Source organism: Paenibacillus sp. RC21 (assembly GCF_044907935.1).
In the GTDB taxonomy this organism is placed as follows: domain Bacteria; phylum Bacillota; class Bacilli; order Paenibacillales; family Paenibacillaceae; genus Paenibacillus; species Paenibacillus terrae_A.
Genome location: NZ_JBIYCS010000001.1, coordinates 408,701 through 428,638, shown reverse-complemented (window position 1 = coordinate 428,638; position 19,938 = coordinate 408,701). Strand labels below are relative to the sequence as shown.

18 protein-coding genes are annotated in these 19,938 nt (G+C 47.3%); all 18 read right to left on the bottom strand.

Annotated elements, in window-relative coordinates; translation table 11 throughout:
• Positions 1-195 precede the first annotated feature (195 nt).
• The gene (gene recA / locus ABIA61_RS02070) at positions 196-1,257 is read right to left on the bottom strand and encodes a recombinase RecA (protein ID WP_283655672.1); all 1,062 of its coding nucleotides are present in this window, start codon (positions 1,255-1,257) and stop codon (positions 196-198) included.
• A gap of 246 nt (positions 1,258-1,503) precedes the next feature.
• Positions 1,504-2,772, bottom strand: coding sequence for a competence/damage-inducible protein A (locus ABIA61_RS02065; RefSeq protein ID WP_404580236.1), 1,269 nt, complete (start codon positions 2,770-2,772; stop codon positions 1,504-1,506).
• A 95-nt stretch (positions 2,773-2,867) separates the two neighbouring features.
• Positions 2,868-3,455: a CDP-diacylglycerol--glycerol-3-phosphate 3-phosphatidyltransferase gene (gene pgsA / locus ABIA61_RS02060; RefSeq protein ID WP_283655670.1), complete on the bottom strand. Its 588-nt coding sequence runs from the start codon at positions 3,453-3,455 to the stop codon at positions 2,868-2,870.
• Positions 3,456-3,663: 208 nt separating this feature from the next.
• Positions 3,664-4,155 (bottom strand): YajQ family cyclic di-GMP-binding protein, encoded by a 492-nt coding sequence (locus ABIA61_RS02055; protein ID WP_025685003.1) that lies wholly within the window; start codon positions 4,153-4,155, stop codon positions 3,664-3,666.
• Between the two features lie 143 nt (positions 4,156-4,298).
• Complete coding sequence (locus ABIA61_RS02050) at positions 4,299-4,463, bottom strand: hypothetical protein (RefSeq protein WP_162833917.1); 165 nt, start codon at positions 4,461-4,463, stop codon at positions 4,299-4,301.
• A gap of 81 nt (positions 4,464-4,544) precedes the next feature.
• Positions 4,545-5,666: a helix-turn-helix domain-containing protein gene (locus ABIA61_RS02045; RefSeq protein WP_283655669.1), complete on the bottom strand. Its 1,122-nt coding sequence runs from the start codon at positions 5,664-5,666 to the stop codon at positions 4,545-4,547.
• Between the two features lie 30 nt (positions 5,667-5,696).
• Positions 5,697-6,470, bottom strand: coding sequence for a DUF3388 domain-containing protein (locus tag ABIA61_RS02040; RefSeq protein WP_235332175.1), 774 nt, complete (start codon positions 6,468-6,470; stop codon positions 5,697-5,699).
• 239 nt (positions 6,471-6,709) lie between these two features.
• Entirely contained in the window at positions 6,710-6,964 is a 255-nt protein-coding gene (locus tag ABIA61_RS02035; RefSeq protein WP_014281144.1) for a DUF3243 domain-containing protein, read from the bottom strand.
• Between the two features lie 105 nt (positions 6,965-7,069).
• Positions 7,070-7,858: an elongation factor P 5-aminopentanone reductase gene (ymfI, locus tag ABIA61_RS02030; RefSeq protein WP_283655668.1), complete on the bottom strand. Its 789-nt coding sequence runs from the start codon at positions 7,856-7,858 to the stop codon at positions 7,070-7,072.
• Positions 7,858-9,138 (bottom strand): EF-P 5-aminopentanol modification-associated protein YfmH, encoded by a 1,281-nt coding sequence (yfmH, locus tag ABIA61_RS02025; RefSeq protein ID WP_283655667.1) that lies wholly within the window; start codon positions 9,136-9,138, stop codon positions 7,858-7,860. The genes ymfI and yfmH overlap by 1 nt, the downstream gene beginning before the upstream one ends.
• A gap of 3 nt (positions 9,139-9,141) precedes the next feature.
• Entirely contained in the window at positions 9,142-10,422 is a 1,281-nt protein-coding gene (gene yfmF / locus ABIA61_RS02020; protein ID WP_283655666.1) for an EF-P 5-aminopentanol modification-associated protein YfmF, read from the bottom strand.
• 157 nt (positions 10,423-10,579) lie between these two features.
• The gene (sleB, locus tag ABIA61_RS02015) at positions 10,580-11,425 is read right to left on the bottom strand and encodes a spore cortex-lytic enzyme (protein WP_404580235.1); all 846 of its coding nucleotides are present in this window, start codon (positions 11,423-11,425) and stop codon (positions 10,580-10,582) included.
• Between the two features lie 227 nt (positions 11,426-11,652).
• Positions 11,653-14,334 carry an FtsK/SpoIIIE family DNA translocase gene (locus ABIA61_RS02010; RefSeq protein WP_404580234.1) on the bottom strand — a complete coding sequence of 894 codons (2,682 nt, stop codon included), beginning with the start codon at positions 14,332-14,334 and terminating at the stop codon, positions 11,653-11,655.
• Between the two features lie 103 nt (positions 14,335-14,437).
• On the bottom strand, positions 14,438-14,650 hold the full coding sequence (locus tag ABIA61_RS02005; RefSeq protein ID WP_014281138.1) for a YlzJ-like family protein: 213 nt from the start codon (positions 14,648-14,650) through the stop codon (positions 14,438-14,440).
• Positions 14,647-15,501 carry a ClpP family protease gene (locus ABIA61_RS02000; protein WP_404580233.1) on the bottom strand — a complete coding sequence of 285 codons (855 nt, stop codon included), beginning with the start codon at positions 15,499-15,501 and terminating at the stop codon, positions 14,647-14,649. Before ABIA61_RS02000 ends, ABIA61_RS02005 begins: the two co-directional genes overlap by 4 nt.
• Positions 15,502-15,738: 237 nt before the next feature.
• The gene (locus tag ABIA61_RS01995) at positions 15,739-17,418 is read right to left on the bottom strand and encodes a ribonuclease J (protein WP_044644827.1); all 1,680 of its coding nucleotides are present in this window, start codon (positions 17,416-17,418) and stop codon (positions 15,739-15,741) included.
• A gap of 353 nt (positions 17,419-17,771) precedes the next feature.
• On the bottom strand, positions 17,772-18,653 hold the full coding sequence (gene dapA, locus ABIA61_RS01990) for a 4-hydroxy-tetrahydrodipicolinate synthase (protein WP_404580406.1): 882 nt from the start codon (positions 18,651-18,653) through the stop codon (positions 17,772-17,774).
• Positions 18,654-18,694: 41 nt separating this feature from the next.
• The gene (gene dapG, locus ABIA61_RS01985; RefSeq protein ID WP_404580232.1) at positions 18,695-19,912 is read right to left on the bottom strand and encodes an aspartate kinase; all 1,218 of its coding nucleotides are present in this window, start codon (positions 19,910-19,912) and stop codon (positions 18,695-18,697) included.
• Positions 19,913-19,938: the final 26 nt, after the last annotated feature.

Genomic DNA, 19,938 nt, shown 5'->3' with positions numbered 1-19,938 from the left:
TGTGCTTCCCTCACTTTGATATTCACGAAAGCAAGCTGAAAACGCCCGCCACGCAAAAGTAAAATGTAGCCGACACGCAGGCCACATTCGATGCAAAAATACCCTGCACAACTGTGCAGGGCATCAGAATCATGCTATTCAAACGGCTGTGCCATAACCCCTGGCTCCAGTTCACGAACCAGGATTCACCAAGCTTTATTCAAGCTCCAGCAATTCCTGTTCTTCCTTGGCTTGCTGTGCCAACTCTTCTTCTGTCGGCGGAGCTACCGTCGTAATCAAATTGCTGGCCACCCGAATTTTTTGTTCGATCGTACTAGCAATGTTCGGATTTTCCTTCAAAAATTGCTTCGCATTTTCACGTCCCTGACCTAGTCGTTCACCTTCATAGGAATACCAGGCTCCGCTCTTATCGACAATGTCATACTCCGTACCAATGTCGATCAAACTGCCTTCCTTGGAGATGCCTTCGCCGTACATAATGTCCACTTCCGCCTGACGGAAAGGAGGTGCGACTTTGTTCTTCACCACTTTAATACGTGTGCGGTTACCTACAACGTCATTACCGCTTTTCAAGCTTTCAATGCGGCGGACATCCAAACGAACTGTAGAATAAAATTTCAGAGCACGTCCACCTGGTGTAGTTTCAGGGTTACCGAACATAACACCTATTTTTTCACGTAATTGGTTAATAAAGATAGCAATGGTATTCGACTTGTTAATAGCACCGGACAGCTTACGCAATGCCTGCGACATTAAACGGGCTTGAAGGCCAACATGGGAATCCCCCATTTCACCTTCAATCTCCGCTTTTGGCACAAGTGCCGCTACAGAGTCAACAACAACAATGTCTACCGCTCCACTACGTACAAGCGCTTCGGCAATCTCAAGTGCTTGCTCTCCTGTATCTGGCTGCGATAGCAACAACTCATCAATATTGACACCCAGCTTGCTGGCATACGATGGATCAAGCGCATGCTCGGCGTCGATAAAAGCGGCTTGTCCGCCTGTTTTTTGTACCTCTGCTATAGCGTGAAGAGCTACTGTTGTTTTACCAGATGATTCTGGTCCATACACTTCAATAATTCGGCCTCTCGGGAAGCCGCCCGTTCCTAACGCAATATCCAAAGCAATCGAACCACTGGGAATCGTTTCCACTTGCATGTGGGTGGACTCACCCAACTTCATAATGGAACCTTTACCGAATTGCTTTTCTATTTGACGGAGCGCCATATCCAGCGCAGCACGACGATCTGACAATAAACTCACATCCTTCGTTGTTTGTACTTTAATAATACCTTGTTTTGACACGCTTGCCAAGCATTTTTTCGAACATACATTCGTTTTTTTGTTTAGACAGTTCTCTTCTATACTTCCATCTGTCTCTTAAATCAAAAAAGAACCGCAGGCAAAAAGGCTTTTGCAACGGTTCTTCCGATAGTATGATTATATCATTAATCGTTTACCTAAAACAACTCTATGAAAACTCGCGTCGGATACAGATCATTAAGAGAGCTTCTCATTTTCCACCAGTCTGCGCCATAATCTGTACAGGATTGCTTTAACAGACCGCAGACGAATCGCTTCACGATTCCCGCTCAGCTTCAGCTCGTATACCTCAGTCTCCTTATCACGCTCAGCAATACCGATATAAACCAGACCAACCGGCTTCCGCTCAGAATATCCGGGTCCAGCTACACCTGTAACCGAGAGTCCGAAATCACTGTCCGTGACCATTCTCGCCTGCTCTGCAAGCACAAGGGCTACTTCCTCGCTTACTGCGCCGGGCGCATTGTCCCCCTCCAAATAATCATGAGGCACGTTGAGCAGCTTCTTCTTCATTTCATTGGAATAACACACGATACCGCCCTGAAACATAACTGAGCTGCCCGGAACGGAAGTGATGTGCTCCATCAGCATTCCACCTGTGCAGCTTTCTGCCGCGCTAACAGTCAGTCCGCGATTGGACATCAAATCCACAATAACCTTCTCCAGCGTGACGTCCTCGCTCGCATACATGTATTCCGAAAGACGTTGCTGAATTTCTGCTTCCGTAGCCCCCAGCTTGACCAGTGCCTCACTCTCGCTGGCCGCCTTAGTGGATATACGGATTGTGACCTCTCCCTCCTTGGCATAAGGAGCAATGGTCGGGTCTGTCTGTGATTTTATCAGATCCAATAAGCGGGTTTCGAGAGCTGACTCGCCGATTCCTGCAAACTTTAGCATTTTCGAATAAATCGGCAGTTCCTCACCACTCAGTGCTTGCTGGAGCAACCAAGGTTTCGCCTGATTCTCAAACATCGGTTTGAGTTCCTTCGGCGGTCCAGGCAAAACCACATAATATTTACCATCCTGTGCAATCGCATCGCCCACAGCCAGACCTGTCTCATTTTCAAGAGGGGTAGCCCCTTCAATGGAAAGCGCCTGACGCCGATTATTTTCGGTCATTTCCACCCCGCGATTACGGAAAAACTGTTCCAGCTTATCCATAGCGAGACGGTCTATATGTAATTTACGCCCCAGCACAGCGGCGATTGCATCTTTCGTCAAATCATCCTGAGTCGGTCCCAGACCACCGGAGAACAAAATAATATCCGCACGCTTCTGAGCCAGACGTACCGCTTCCTGAAGTCGATCCATGTTATCGCCAACAACCGTCTGAAAATATACATCAATCCCAACCGTAGCCAACTCTTGTGACAAATATTGGGCATTTGTGTTCACAATTTGTCCGAGCAATAATTCAGTTCCTACTGCGATGATTTCAGCTTTCATCGTTTCTGCCTCCTGTAGAGCGAATGTTGTGGGAATTATGCAAAGAAACAGCAATAAGCAAACTCCCTATCGCTGTTCCCATGAAACTTATCCTGTTAAACCTTGGAGGAGCGAAGTAAATGGCTGTTCTTTACAAAATAGTCAATTCCCGAGTAAATAGTAATAAACGCAGCCGCCCATATCGTTATTAAATCAAACGGAATACCCAGAAAGACAAACGGAAAATTATTAATGAGCAACGCTACAATGGCAACGATCTGGATGATGGTCTTTAATTTGCCCCAGTTGCTTGCAGCGACCACAGAGCCATCCAATAAAGCAATCTGACGCAGACCAGTAACCGCAAACTCACGGCTAACAATGACAACAACAATCCACGAATCAATCTTGCCCATTTCCACCAAAGAAACCAAAATAGCAGTTACCAGAAGCTTATCCGCAAGAGGGTCCAGTAATTTCCCCAAGTTGGTGACCATGTTATTTTTACGGGCCAAGTATCCGTCAAGACCATCCGTGCTGGCGGCTATGAGGAAAATGATAGCCGCCATCAACTGATTATACGGCAGCTCGAAAGCTCCGATCTCAATCGGCGGCGGATAGAAATCAAAATCCACCAGCAAGGCCAGCATCATCACCGGGATGAGGCAAATCCGCGTTATTGTAATTCTGTTGGGTAAATTCACAACACACTCTCCCCTGATTATCGTACTTGATTAAAAATGGCAGTTTTCGGATTGGATTCAATCCTATGTAAATCGTTTTGACTACCGCTATACACCTGATCATCTGCATTTTCGTTACAAGTATAATATGGTGCAAAACGCATGTCAAAATAACCTGCCGCGCATCAAGCATCATTTTTTCTTACAATCTGCATGAGGGAAAACGGCTTTATTTCATATTCGTAAATTGAAGTTCCAATGGTAGATCAGCTTTGCGCAATAACTGAATGACTGCTTGTAAATCATCCCTGTTTTTTCCGGTCACGCGGATCTGATCACCTTGAATCTGACTTTTAACTTTCAGCTTGGAGTCCCGGATAAGAATGTTAATTTTTTTGGCATTATCCTGATCAATTCCCTGCTTGAGAGCAAGACGCTGGCGTACTGAACCCAAAGACGCTGGCTCCAGCTTCCCGTATTCTACGTTTTTAAGGGATAAACCACGCTTGGCCATTTTAGATTGCAAAATATCAATTACCGCGTTGAGCTTGTATTCGTCCTCCGATGCAATTGTAAGAGCTTCCTTTTCAAGCTTAAGGCTGCTTTTGCTCCCCTTAAAATCAAACCGTGTTTCAATTTCACGCTCCGTCTGATGAACCGCATTGGTCAATTCCTGCATATCCATTTTGGAGACGATATCAAATGAATTTTCTGAAGCCATCGTTTCACTTTCCTTTCCACAACAAAGTTCAATAACTAATTATAGGCTAGTCATTTACAAAAATCCAATAATCCGATCACTAAAAAGGCGCTCTTGCCAGTTAATGACAAAAACGCCTTTATTTCATTCCACGGTCAACATATCTAACTGTGGCTGCGGGTCGGATTCCGGAACATATCCAGAAGTCCCAGCACAATGTGAGCAAGACCAAAGCCCAGTATGCCATAGCCCCATGCACTTGGGGTCAGATAATAGCCAAGCAGGCTGACAATTATACCAAGCCCTGTCACAATCCAGCTGACAGTCATAATGTATACACCTCACTTTGCGGAAAATGAAATGGGCTTCCCATGAATTACAGTCATTAGTATTTCCGCGCAATAGAGGGTTTATTCACCGCCAGTAGTTGAAGAATCTGTACCGCTCTGTGTTGAATCCGTACTGCCAGTAGTCGAATCCGTAGTAGTACCACTCACCCCGGCACTCGTTCCGGTCGAGGAAGCTTCTCCTTGCTGTATCAAAACACGAGTCGTCGATTTATTATCAGTTATCGGTTGACCTGCTACGGAAATATCCGTGGCAGAAGAACGTCCTGATTTGATATACAAGCCTTCCGGACCGATGTCAAAGGACACGGAATCTCCACTTTTGGTCATGCCATAACTCAGCTTTTCACCACGTGAGTTTTGCCCCTTGTACACCTCAAGCCAGCTTTCCCCCGTTGCCTTAATATCCACCTTGACTGTAGCTCCGGTTGCACTGGAAACTTTGAAAATCGTCGTTTTGCCTTGCTTGCCATCCTGAGCCACGGTTACACCTTGTTGCGGCGTAGTGGTACTCGGCTGCTGGCTACTGTCAGGAGTGGTCATATCCGTTCCTGTACCTGTTCCTTCCGGTGGTTGGGTTTGCCCCGTTTGCCCAGCATCAGGAGTGGTTTGTCCGCCGCCACCATTTGGAGCTGCCGTCTGACCGTTATTCGGCGTTGTTGTCTGAGCGCTTTCCTGAGGAGGGGTTGTCGTCGTATTTTGCGGTGGTGTCGTAGTTCCCTCCTTGGTGCTGTTAGGAATGGACGTACTCGGTGTCGTAATCGGCGTTGTATTCTCGGCTGTTTTTGGAGCTGTATGATTGTTACTCACCCAATATGCATAAATAACCCCAACAATGAGAACCAGAAAAAGCCACATTAAAGCTGTCGGCAACCATTTGAGATTCCCAATCGTAGCCGGACGGCTGGAGCGTTTCTGTGTCACAGGCTCCATGACAGCTTCCGGCTCTGGTTCAGGTACATTGCTTTTATGTCCTTCCAGAATCTCGTCGGGGTTTAAACCGACCGTTTCAGCGTAAGTTTTAATAAAAGCTCTGACATAAAAGCTTCCCGGCAGCACTTTGTAATCGCCCGTCTCAATGGCTTCCAGATAACGTTTGCGTATCTTCGTCATTTCCTGAACATCGTCAAGGCTCAATCCTTTTTGCAGCCGGGCCTCCTTTAATTGCTGACCCAGTTCTGACATGTCATCATCTCCTTGTATAATTACGCTTATTTAAAGATCTTCTGTATAACTGGCTGTAAAGGTATCATAAATAATTTCCTCAGCCGGATTATTGCGAAGTTCAATAATGAAATTGAAATCGTCGAAGCTGTATCCCGATTCACGTACAAAAACGTCAGGATGCTCAATAACCTTCGTACTCGGCATGCTCATTATTTCCTGAAGCAGGTGATAATGTCTTTCATTTGACCGAATTGTACTCACAATGCCGTCAATAATAAATACATTGTTAGGGTTCATTTCCTCTTCGGAGAGCTGACTGCGCACCGTCTGCCGTAATAACGTTGAAGACACAAAAGTCCAGCGCTTCATGGCGCATACGCTGCTGGCAATGATGGATTCGGTTTTTCCCACACGAGGCATTCCGCGAAGTCCAATCACCTGATTTCCATCCCTCTTTAATACTTCACCCAAAAAATCGACCAGTAACCCAAGCTCGTCGCGTGTAAAGCGGAATGTTTTGCGGTCATCCGAATCCCGATCAATGTAACGTCCGTGCCTTACTGCCAATATATCGACCAGCCTTGGAGCGCGTAAGGCGGTAACTGTAATATTGCTGGCCTTTTTTAAAGTATCTCCGAGAATGCGTATCTTCTCGTCATCGTCCGTTTCCAGCAACATCCCCCGTCTTTCGCCTTCAACACCGTTGATCGTCAGTATATTAACCCCCAGAATACCAAGCATGGAAGCAATGTCTCCCAGCAATCCGGGACGATTTTTATGTATCTTGTACTCCATGTACCACTGTTTCAATTCTTCCGTCACATTAGCACCTCATTCACATTCAAAACCGTCAACATTTCCAAATCAAAGCCTTATTGTATCATAAAATAACACCAATCGACAAAATCAATTATTGAGACCACAAAGGCTTCTTGTATTCAACACAATTGCATAAGCCTCGATCACGTTTATGATATATAAATTACAAAGGAATTACAAGAACAGCTCTGTAACCATTACAGAAAAGCCCCCAAAAGGGAGCTTTTCATGTTGGTTCCTGCTTATGCGTTGCTTTTGGCTAATTTGACCATCAGCCGGGCGATAGTGTGACGCTCGTCCTCATCGGCAACTCCCCACAGTTCTTTCAGTGCGCGGTTGGAGTGGTTGGCCGGATCGACCTTCTCATCCAGAAAATCACCGATTTCATAAGCAAGCTCTGAAATGGTATCCTGGCTGATTCCAAGCTTCTCCGCCTGTTCCACACGCTGACCAAGGAACTTCTTCCAGGTATCGAAATTCTGAACAACTGTTGACATACTTAAATCCTCCTTAGATGATTCAGATTTAAAATCAACAGTTATAATATGTTCTTCTCAGGTGCTCTCTATACTGGTGGTTTCCTCCAAACGCTGTACTTCTCGTCAAGTCACCCATCCTCCGTTAGGACTAATGACCTGCCCGTTAATATAACCGGATTCAGGAAGCGCCAGAAAATAAACCAGTGATGAAATTTCATCAGGCCGAGCCAATCGACCGGCAGGAATTTCTTCTTCGAGACTGGAAATTTCCCCTTCGTCCAGATGATCCAGCATAGACGTACCCACTGCACCCGGAGCTACCGCATTTACCGTTACTCCAGAAGGTGCAACTTCTTGAGCCAGTGCTTTAGTGAATGCGTTGATCCCGCCTTTGGTGGTGGAATACAGCACCTCGCACGAAGCGCCGCATATTCCCCATACAGAAGACACATTCACGATACGGCCATAGCGTTGGGAAATCATATGCGGCATAAAAACCTGCGTACACAGAAAGGTTCCCTTCACATTGACGGCCATCACATCATCCCATTCCTCTTCCGACACATCCGTCAGCAATCCGTAATGAGATAATCCAGCGTTATTCACAAGAATATCTGGCTTCATTCCGTGATTCTCCAGCTTCTCACGCATGCGTTCAATCTGCTCCTTGCTCCGCAGGTCCGCTGAGACGGTCATCACCTTGCCTGAATAAGCCATACAACGGCGGGCAACTTCATTCGCTTTTTCATGGGACTTCATGTAGTGAATGACCACATTCATCCCAACAGCCGCAAAACGCTCCGCAATAGCCGCTCCAATCCCGCCGCTTGCTCCTGTGATCAGCACAGTCGTATCGCCAATGGCTTTTAATTCCCCATCCTTGGTGGTTATCGTTTCCCTCTCCCTGGACATTACGGACTCACCACCAGCGATATGCCCATCTGATCCCACTGAATATGATCCTTCAGACGACGGTTAACATCCTCAAGTGTAATACTTTCATAGACCGGAAGCAATTGGAAAAAATCGCCGTCCCGGAAGCGATGTCTCGTAAACTCATGCGCTATATTTTCGGGCGAATTGAGCATACGCAGGTAACCACCGATTTTCTTTTTACGTGCCCGTTCAAAATGTTCTGCCTTGAAGCCCTGTTTTTGAATGGACCCCACCTCTTCACGTATCCGCGCCAACAGCCCATCCGGGTCCTTTGTATCTCCACCGATAGCAGAGAACGCATACTGCGGTGTACTGTTGTACTCATGGCCGAAGCTATCTGAAATGAGGTCCTCATCGTAGAGCTTTTGATACAGCTGCGTACTGGAGCCAAACAAAAGATCAAGCATCAACTTGGTTTCCAGATCATGACGAAGCAGTTTCTCACCCGTGAGACCTACCTTGGCTTCCTTGAATCCGAACAACAGCTTAGGGAGAGAAACCGCCAGCTTTACCTCACGACGCTTCTCTGCCACAGTAGCAGGCTCTTCGTCAAAAATACGCTCAATCTCTCCTTGAGGCTTGTAATCCTTTTTCGCCTGATTGTTACGCACCAGTTCTATTACTTCCGTCGGGTCCACTCCTCCTACCACAAAAAGAATCATATTGCTCGGGTGGTAAAAAGCCTCATAACAGCTATACAGCGTTTCTTTCGTAATCGTGCTGATGGATTGAACGGTACCCGCAATATCAATATGCACCGGATGGACCTTGTATAGCGCTTCGATCAGGCCAAAGTAACTCCGCCAGTCCGGATTATCCTCATACATATTGATTTCCTGACCGATAATGCCTTTTTCCTTCTCCACATTTTCATCTGTAAAGTAAGGGTGCTGTACAAAATTGACCAATGTGGTCAAATTCTCCTGAATATGCTCGGTTGCGGAAAATAAATATACCGTTTGATCAAAGCTCGTAAATGCATTGGCCGATGCCCCATTGGAGGAAAAAGTAGCGAAAATATCACCTTGAGGCTCTTCAAACATTTTATGCTCCAAAAAATGGGCGATGCCATCCGGAACCTTAACCGGCTGCTGACCTTCCACACGAAAATGATTATCGACTGAGCCGTATTTGGTCGAAAATGTTGCGTATGTCTTCTGAAAGCCCGGTTTGGGCAACACATAAACGTGTAATCCGTTATCCATCACTTCATAGTACAGCGTTTCCTGCAAATGCTCATAAGGTATGTGCTCCACCCGCTATTCCCCCTTCTGGTCTCTCAAGAAATAAATGGTGTCCAGTCGGAACGTCCGGGCGGCATCCTGAACATCCTTCACCTTGACAGCCTCCACCTGGCTCAGCAGCTCATCTACCGTACGCTCTTTGCCGGAAAGCTGTCTGTTAAAATCGTAAGCGATCATTTCAAAAGCGGAATCCTGCATTTCCTTCAATAAATTGCGGATCATCGCCTGTGTCTGGGTCATTTCCAGCTCGGTAATCGCCCCATTTTGCGTATCTTCCAGTTGCTTGCGGATAATGGTAACCGCTTTTTCATAATTGGGTATTTCAATACCGGATTGAATCGTCCCTATGCCCTTGTGCCCGTCATACCGTGATGAGGCGTAATACGCCAAGCTTTCCTTCTCCCGCACGTTGACGAACAGCTTGGAGTGAGGATAACCGCCTAAAATCCCGTTGTACATCAGGGCGGAGGCATATCGATCGTCACCATACGTAATTGGAGTGCGCAATCCCATGTTCAGCTTCCCCTGATTTACATCAAGACGCTCCACCACCGTTTGTACATCACGCTCCACCGCTTTTGGTTGTTCAGGAGCATATCCCTTTTCTTCCGAACGGTTCAGTTGGAAATAGCGGTCTACGAACTTCTCCACTTCCTCCAGCGTCGTATCTCCAACCACATACAAATCCATGCTGGCGTTATCCAGCCATTCTCCATAAGCCTGATACAGGCCTTGCGCATCTATACTATCCAGATCAGACCGCTGACCGAGGGGATGCAGACGATAAGGCTCATTTTTGCACATTTCCTCCATGCAGCGCTCTCCAGCATAACGAATTTTATCATTGACTATAGATTCCAGCTTCTTGCGTACGTTTTCCCGTTCCTGCTGGACGTATCCGGTCTGAAATGCTCCATTCTCCAATGCAGGCTTCGTCAACACCTCTCCGAGAAAAGCAAATGAACGATCCAGCAAGCTGTCCGAGCTGTTTACAAAGCTGTCATTAATCGTATCCATTCGAAATTGCACGATTTGATAATCTCCGCGTTTATATACATCAAATCCAAAGCCCGCGCCATACAATTGCTCTAATTGTTCTCTGAATTGTGTAGTCTGCGGATATGATTCTGTACCCCGTCGTAGTACGAATGGTGTCAGTCCCACTCGGGTTACCGTTTCCTCTCGTAGTGGAGTACCTACATACAATGATATGGCAAACGTCTTGAAGCGTTTGGTTGGCAGTACATGAATCCTTAATTGTCTGCGCGTCCCACGCTCGAAACCTGTTTTGTTCAAGTCCAAAACTCCTTTGTGACGTCAATTTCGTCTAGCCTTTTTAGCATGAGCCGCTGTGAATCATTATCCTGTAAAGAGGTAAAGTGTGCCAATCTTTATTCTAACGATGCAAAAGCCAAGAAGCAACCGGAGACAAGCTCCCGGCTGCTTCGGCGGTTTACATGCAGAAAATATGCTGACCAATCGTCTTCACCTGCGGGCGGCTCCAAATCCATTTGGAGGTGGCTGTTTTTGGATTAAAATAATAGAGGCAGCCTCCGCTTGGGTCCCAGCCGTTCAGTGCCTGGCGAACTGCCTTTGTTGCAGTTTCATTTGGCGTGAGCCAGATTTGACCATCAGCTACAGCTGTAAAGGCCCCCGGCTGAAAAATCACTCCAGACGGTGTGTTTGGAAAGCTGGGGGATTTGACCCGGTTCAAAATAACTGCCGCCACGGCTACCTGTCCTTCAAACGGCTCGCCACGGGATTCACCGTAGACTGCGTTAGCCATAATTTTGAGATCGTTGTCAGACAGTCCCATCGCGTTAGCTGATCCCATTGTTTCATCTTTTTGATCCGGTTTATTATTATCCGCTGTCTGCCCCTGAGCGGAAGCCTCATTTTTACGATGTAAAGGCGTTTCCGTCGGTTTCCAATTAGGGGTTGCATTCACCAGCTTTAACTTTGTTTTTGCTCCGACCACTCCGTCAGGGGTGATGCCAAACTCTTTTTGAAAGCCCTTAACAGCCTTCAATGTACTACTGCCAAAATGACTGTCCACTTCCGCCCCGAAAAAGCCCAACAGCTTCAAACGGGATTGCAGTTCATATACATCCTGACCGTAGGAACCGTAATTAACCGCCTCCGTGCTAAATGTCGCTTGGGAAGGCTGTGTTGCTTGTACTTCCTGCTGTGTGCTCAGCGGCTCTGCATGCTGCGCAGAGACGTTCGCAATAAGTCCTGTGTACGTGATAGCCGAGGCTGCGAGAATACCCGTGCAAATCCAGACCATTGTCTTTTTCATATGCTGCGCTCTACCTTTCTTTTGTGGGATTAACAGGATGGCTACGTTTATTATGACAAGCTCTGCTTAAAGCTATTCACCCTTTTAATCTTCTTTCATTCGGCTACTTCTATTCCTGAAAAAAAGCAAAAAAAAATCGCTGTCTGTACGCATAGTGTTGTCGAATTTAAACAAACACCACACTTACAAACAGCGATTTTGGATGCGATTTCCGGTAAAGCCTATGGTCAGGAACTGACTTTGTTTTGCTGATATTGCTCCATTGAAATAAGCACCTCACGGGGCTTGCTTCCCTCGTAAGGGCCGATAACGCCACGAGCCTCCATAGAGTCAATCAACCGGGCCGCACGTGTATAGCCGATCCTCATTCGGCGCTGAAGCAGAGATACAGATGCTTGCTTGGCCTCTAAAATGATGTTGACAGCCTGATCGTACAGCTCATCCAGCATTTCATCGGCATCAGCAGATACTTCCTCTACCTCCGGTACAAGCGTTTCATCATATTGTGCTTCACCCTGCTCACGCACATAGTTAACGATGTTCTCCACTTCCTGATCGCTCATGAACGCTCCCTGAACGCGAACCGGCTTGGAAGCGCCCATCGGCATGAACAGCATATCCCCGCGTCCAAGCAGCTTCTCGGCTCCGCCCATATCCAGTATTGTACGGGAATCCACCTGCGAGGACACACCAAAGGCAATACGCGAAGGAATATTGGCTTTGATAACCCCGGTAATTACGTCAACCGACGGTCTCTGCGTTGCAATGATAAGATGAATCCCTGCGGCACGCGCCATTTGGGCCAATCGTGCAATCGCATCCTCCACATCCCCCGCAGCTACCATCATCAGATCCGCCAACTCGTCCACAATAACGACGATATAAGGCAGGAACGCAGCAGGATTGTCTTTCATCAAATTATTATAGCCTTCTATGTTACGGGTTCCTGATTTGGAAAATAATTCGTAACGCTTTTCCATTTCTACTACAATTTTTTTCAAAGCGAGTGAAGCGCGCTTCGGATCGGTAACGACCGGTGCCAACAAATGCGGAATACCGTTGTACACGTTTAACTCCACCATTTTGGGATCGACCATGAGAAATTTAACCTCATCTGGCTTCGCCTTGTACAAAATACTCGTAATAATACCGTTAATACACACCGATTTACCTGAACCGGTTGCTCCGGCTACAAGCAAGTGGGGCATTTTGGCCAAATTACCAACAATCGTCTGGCCTGCAATATCACGTCCGAACGCAATGGACAAATTGGATACAGACTCCTGGAAAATGGTCGTCTCCATAACCTCACGCATCGTTACAATAGAAACCTCGTTGTTCGGAACCTCAATACCGATAGCCGATTTGCCTGGAATTGGAGCCTCCATACGAATATCCTTCGCAGCGAGCGCAAGCGCAATGTCATCCGTCAGGCTTACAATACGGCTGACCTTCACACCAATGTCCGGCTGAATTTCATAACGCGTCACCGCAGGTCCACGGACAACCTCCAGTACCTTTGCCCGTACGCCAAAGCTTTCCAATGTGGCCTCCAGCTTGCGTGCCGTTTGCATGTAATCCTTTTGCCCAAGGCCTTTGCCCACGTTTTGTGGCTTGGCAAGCAAACGGAACGACGGGAGCTTGTAAGGCTTGGGTGGCGGTGGAGCAGGAATGGCCGCAGTTGTGCCTGCAGTCTCTTCGCCTGACGTCCCCGTTGCATTCGCTTGGGCCTGTCCATCTGCACTGTCCGGTGTATTATGAACTGTTGTTGCCATACCGTCCGTATCTGTGTTTACAGCGGCATCCATAAAGTTGTCATCCAGCGACTCATCATAAGCTGAATCCGTCTGCTCTGACCCGGCCAAGGATGCCTCTGATTCATCCTCAGGTCTTCTTTCCTCATGCTTCACCTGCTCGAAGAAATCCCGAATGATCGGTGACCTTTTTACCGAAACAGAAGCTTCCTCCTCTATGTGTTCAGCAGTATCGGACAATTCTTCTGCTTGCTTGGCGTTTCTCCACAAGGGCTGTCCTTCCTCAGCTTCATAAGCATGCTCTTGATCATCCTCATCAGCATGAACAGAACGATCATCCTTGTCCTCTCCAGCCGATTTTTTCAGGCCAAACAGCTGAAAGAAAATCGGCTGCTTACGCGCCGGAGGCTGCATTTCATCGAAATCATCATCCATATCTTCCTCATAAGCAGGAATCGACTCGGACTTGATTTTTTTATTCCCGGTACCTCTGCCAGATGCCGAAAGTGGAGTGGCTTTACCAATCCATTTTTTCCGAACGCTACCCCCTGCTGCCAGCATCTTCGTCCGAACAATTCGCACCAGATCCACATAAGACAGCTGGGTCAGCAGCATAAAACAAATCACAAACATTACAATCATAATCAGCTTGGCACCCGTAAGACCAAACAGCCACAACAGCACAGTAAGCTGCAATGCGCCGATGTATCCCCCGCTAATATCCTTGTTCAGCATTGAGGTATGGCCTTCCTTGTCAGGCGATAGCAACTGCTCACGCATATCTATATGTATCTGGCTCATCACCCCGCCTGGTTGAAGTGCATTAATCGGCCCCAAACGCTGCTCCATAGATGAAATAGAGCTCATAAGCGTAAAGGCAAATACCAGCAGCAACAGCCCTGTTTTACGTGAGTTCCACTGGTTTGGCCATTTGCGGTGAATCATCACCATCAGACCGTAATAAATGCCGATCAGGGGTATGACAAAATAAAATTTCCCCAGTACCAGCCCAAACATCTTGGATAGCGACCGACCGACTGCCGCTTCACCCGACAGCGCAATGACCGCCAAAGTTATCAGCACAATGCCGTAAATTTCGAATTTTAGAACTCCGCCAAACGCGGCTTTCTTTTTCCTTTTCCTTCTTCTGGACATTCAAGGTCACCCCCCAGAAGAATATTATACCACGTCACCCGGTATCCGCACATATGTTCTTTTTCAACATCAAACGACCTATTTTCATCCTATTCGACACCTTCTACGACCATTCGATGACTTGTCCGGGTGCATAACGCGGATTCAGGTAAGTTTCCAGCGGACAATCTAGCAATCGCACGATAATCCCCCTGCGGCTTTCGAGCGGCTGCACCTGCATAAGTAAACCGTCAACCCGAATCTCCGCAAACGTCTCCGCCTCCTTCCACATGCCCTCCCACACCATTTCCATTGGCATTACGGTATATAAGGTCATTGAGGCAACTCCCCACTATGCACATTAGGAAGCGTTCCAGTCGAGGTATCTGTAGCATTTGGGGAAAAAGGTACGAACGGAGCCTGCTGCTGAGTCCCTGTAATCCCGTTTTGCTGACGTCGAGATTCAATGATGGTGTTCAGTTGTTTCAATGCTTCTCCGATGCCACCAACCGCGTCCATCAAGCCGTATTTCACTGCATCGGCTCCCCCAACGGCAGTACCAATATCCCGATTCAGTTCACCGGTTTTAAACATAAGCTCCTTGAACCGCTCCTCGGTAATACGCGAATGGGAAACCACAAAACGTACAACACGCTCCTGCATTTTTTCCATATATTCAAACGTTTGTGGAACTCCGATAACCAAGCCATTCATACGAATCGGGTGAATGGTCATCGTCGCGCTCTCAGCAATATAAGAATAGGTGGACGAAACCGCGATAGGTACACCGATACTATGCCCGCCTCCAATGACAATGGTCACCGTCGGTTTACTCATTGAAGCGATCATTTCAGCAATAGCCAGCCCTGCCTCGACATCCCCACCTACTGTATTCAGCAGAATCATTAAGCCTTCAATACGGGGATTTTGCTCCGCTGCTACCAGTTGGGGAATAATGTGCTCGTATTTGGTCGTTTTGTTTTGCGGTGGCAGAATCAGATGCCCTTCAATCTGACCAATTATTGTCATGCAAAAAATATTGGATTCGCTTCCGGGCATGGAGGTTTGTCCCAGTTGCTGCAAGGCCTCCATAGCGGGGGAAATGGGTCTTTGCCCAACTTCAGGCATAGGTTGATCCGGTGCTTCCGTTTCTTGTCTGCCGGATGATAGGTTGCTGTATTGTTCCATGTGGGCGATCTTCCTTTCGCTTTACGCGTCTTTGTGACCCGTATTCACCCTATAGTATGGGATGGAAATGGAATATTTTATACCCGCCCCCATGGCTTTCCTTCTTTCCTCACCCGGAAAAGCCAAAAAAGCCTCCCCTCCCGCGGAAACCGTCCAATATTTCCTGCGGGAAGAGAGGCGACTGTGTGCCTGTGACTTAAGTTTTTAATTCAGGTTTTTGAGCAAATTTCAATTGACTCACACTTCCATAATGATTGGCAAAATCATCGGTCTGCGACGAGTTTGCTCATACAAGAAGCGACCCAGCGCATCCTTGACATTTGTTTTAAGGGAAGCCCATTCATTTACATTCTCGCTCATGAGCTTATGCAGTGTACTTGAGACAATACGATTCGCTTCATCCAGCAAACCTTCCGATTCGCGGACATATACGAAACCACGGGAAATGATATCCGGTCCAGACTTGATCGTGCCGTCCTGCTTGCTCAGGGTGACAACAACAACCAAAATACCGTCCTGTGACAGCAATTTGCGGTCGCGTAATACGATATTCCCTACATCTCCTACACCCAGTCCGTCGATTAACACGTTGCCCGCTGTAACCTTACCAGCTCTGCGTGCTCCGCCGTTCTGAATTTCAATAACTTCACCGATATCTGTGATGAAAATGTTGTCCGGCTCTACACCCACCGATTCGGCAAGGAGGGCATGACGACGTTGCATTCTGAACTCACCATGAATTGGCAGGAAGAATTTAGGTTTCATCAGATTCAGCATCAGTTTGAGTTCTTCTTGGCTTCCGTGTCCGGAAACGTGAATTCCCGGATTAGCTGCGCTGTAATAAACATTGGCACCTAAACGGAACAGTTCATCAATCGTGCGACCGACATATTTTTCATTACCCGGTACCGGTGTAGCTGCGATGATAACCGAATCTCCCGGAAGAATATCCACCTTACGATGTGTGGAACGCGCCATTCTTGTTAGAGCAGACATAGGCTCGCCTTGGCTACCTGTGCAGAGAATAACTACGCGATCCGCTGACATTTTGCCAACTTCCTCAGGCTCGATCAGCATTCCATCCGGAATTTCCAAATAGCCTAAATCGGAAGCAATCCCTACGACATTAACCATACTGCGACCGATAACCGTCACTTTGCGTCCTGTCGATTCAGCAGCATTAATAACCTGCTGAATACGGTGTACGTTGGAAGCAAAAGTAGCTACAACTACACGTTGTTTCGACTTACGGAAAATGTCTTCCAGCACGATGCCGACGCTTTTTTCCGATGGAGTAAAGCCTGGTTTTTCCGCATTGGTACTGTCTGACAAAAGAGCCAGTACGCCACGTGTGCCGATTTCAGCCATACGCTGCAAATCTGCATATTGTCCGTTTACCGGAGTATGATCAAACTTGAAGTCACCTGTATGAACAACAGCACCTTCAGGAGTATCAATGCATACACCTACAGAATCCGGAATACTGTGGTTTGTTCTGAAGAATGTTGCTTTCAGTGTGGAACCCAGCTTGATTTCGGAATCAGCATTGATCAAAATACGTTTGGTTTCGCCAAGCAGATTCGCTTCCTTCAGCTTGTTTTCCACCAGCCCCAACGTCAATTTGGTACCGTATACCGGTACATTCAAATGTTTCAGCACGTAAGGCAAACCGCCGATATGGTCCTCATGACCATGAGTCAGCACAATGCCTCTTACCTTGTCGCGGTTCTCCGTAAGGTAGGAAATATCAGGAATAACGATATCAATGCCAAGCATGTCCTCTTCCGGGAATTTCAGACCCGAATCCACCACGACAATGTCATTGCCGTATTGAACGACATACATATTTTTCCCGATTTCACCGACGCCGCCCAAAGCGAAAATCATCAATTTATCGTTGTTTGTTTTTTTAGACAAATGAATCTAAACCTCCTATGGTAGTTGGACGTCGTACCTTGATTTATTTATTTAATTTTCAAAAGAATACCGCACCCAGTCACTTGACCTCATTATACATGATTAAAATAAGAAAAAACAAGTCATCCTGTTCGTTGCGCATAGGTTTCCCACTGCCGTCTAAAACCATTACTCCCTGTTCAATTATCTTGATACATGGTTAAAAGGCACAGCAAAAAGGGCGCCCTATAAGAACGCCCTCATGCCGGAGTACCTTTTCAAGGCTATAAAATCCTCCGGCTTCTTTACTCCCGGCTGCCTTTAACAAGCGTACTCCCCGTATTCATTTAACATTTAAAATTCATTCTTCCCGATTAGCGGGCAAATAACTTCTTAATAAATTCCGCTTCCTCTTCGGTCGGAGGAATAAGCGGCAACCTAACAGAACCTACCGAAACATTCCGTAACTCCAATGCATATTTTACAGCCACCGGATTAGGCAGCGGATGAGGACAGCCGAACAAACCCTTGAAAACCGGAAACAACTGCTGATGCAATTTTGCTGCCTGCTGTGCGTGTCCCCCTACAAGTGCATCAATCATCTGCTTCATTTCTGCGCCTACTACATGACTCGCCACGCTGATAATACCATAAGCCCCTACAGCCATAGCAGGCAACCCGGAAGCGTCATCCCCCGAATAAATGAAGAATCCCTCCGGAGCTGCGGCTGCAATCTGTGTGACCTGCGCCAGCGACGCGCATTCTTTGGTTCCTACAATGTTAGGGATTTGCGCAAGACGCAGCGTCGTTTCCACGGTCAAGCTGGCTGCGGTACGGCTTGGTACATTATACAGTATGACTGGAAGGGATGTGGAATTTGCAATACTTTCAAAATGCTGATACATCCCTTCCTGATTCGGTTTATTGTAATAAGGCACTACCAGCAAAATACCGTCTACCCCCGCCTGCTCCGCAGCACGGGTCAGATGAATGGAGTGACGTGTATTGTTGCTACCGGTACCGGCAATGATTTTACATCGTCCGGCTGCTTTTTCTACAGTAAATGCAAACAACTTGATTTTTTCATCATCGCTCAGGGTAGGAGACTCGCCCGTCGTTCCTGATACGACAAGAGACTCCGAATGTTGTACTTCTATTAAATAATCAATCAACGAGGACAATGCAGTCCAGTTAATCTCTCCTTGCTGATCAAAAGGTGTCACCATTGCGGTAATCAGTCTGCCGAAGTTCACCATGCTGCCTCCTTTTTTTGCAAGTCCGAGCACGGACATTGCGCCTATTGATGGAGTTCAAATTTATTATGCAATGCGCGTACAGCCTGCACCATATCTTCTTTTTTAACGAGTACCCAAATCGTCGTGTTGGAATCTGCCGATTGAAGAATCTGTACGTCTGATTCTGCCAATGCCTCTACAATCGTCGCCATAATGCCAGGTACCCCATTGATACCGCCGCCTATGACGGATACTTTAGCGCACCCTGCCAAAATTTTAGGCTCCAAGCCCAGACCGTTCAGTACTTCAACCGCTTTGCTTCCATCAGCATCGAACACGGTATAAACCGCTCCGGATGGAGTTACATTAATAAAATCGACGCTGATTCCATGCTCAGCCATGGATTTGAATACTTGTAATTGCAAATGCTCCGAGCCTGGCTTTAATTCTACGGTAATTTGTGTGACGTTGCCGACATACGCAATACCGGTCACGAAACGGTCAACGATGTCTGCCTGTACGTCCTTAAAGCCCTCCGGATGGGTGACCAGCGTTCCTTCCCCTTCGGAAAAGGTAGAGCGAACCCGAACCGGAATATTCGCCTGCATGGCAATTTCAACAGCACGGGGATGGATAACCTTTGCCCCCTGATGAGCCATATTACAAATCTCCGTATAGCTGACATGGGCAAGCGGTTTTGCATTTTCCACGATGCGCGGATCGGCGGTCAAGATGCCGTTCACATCCGTATAAATGTCTACCATGTCCGCTTGTAGAGCGGCACCCAGAGCGGTAGCGGAAGTATCGCTGCCTCCACGACCCAAGGTAGTCATATCACCGTTTACAGTCTGACCCTGGAAGCCTGTCACAATGACGACACGGCCCTGGCTCAGCTCTTCCACGATACGGTCTGGCTTTATATCCAAAATACGAGCATTGCCGTATTGATTATCCGTAATAAAGCCCGCCTGTGCCCCAGTCAGCACCGTAGCAGGAATACCTTCATTTTCCATCAGGCTGCATAATGTAGCGGCAGAAATGATTTCACCACAGCACAGCAGTAAATCCCGTTCGCGCTTAGGAAGACTGTCGCCGTTAGACGCCGCCCAATCGAGCAGCGTGTCCGTAGCATAAGGCTCTCCTTTCCGCCCCATGGCCGACACAACGACAACCAGTTGAAAATGTTGTTCCAGCTCTCGCTTCACATGACCTAGCACCAGTTGACGCGCTTCGGGTGTGGACAGCGAGGTTCCCCCAAATTTCTGTACTAAAATACTCATCGCTCTTCCCCCATCTTACTCCCTGC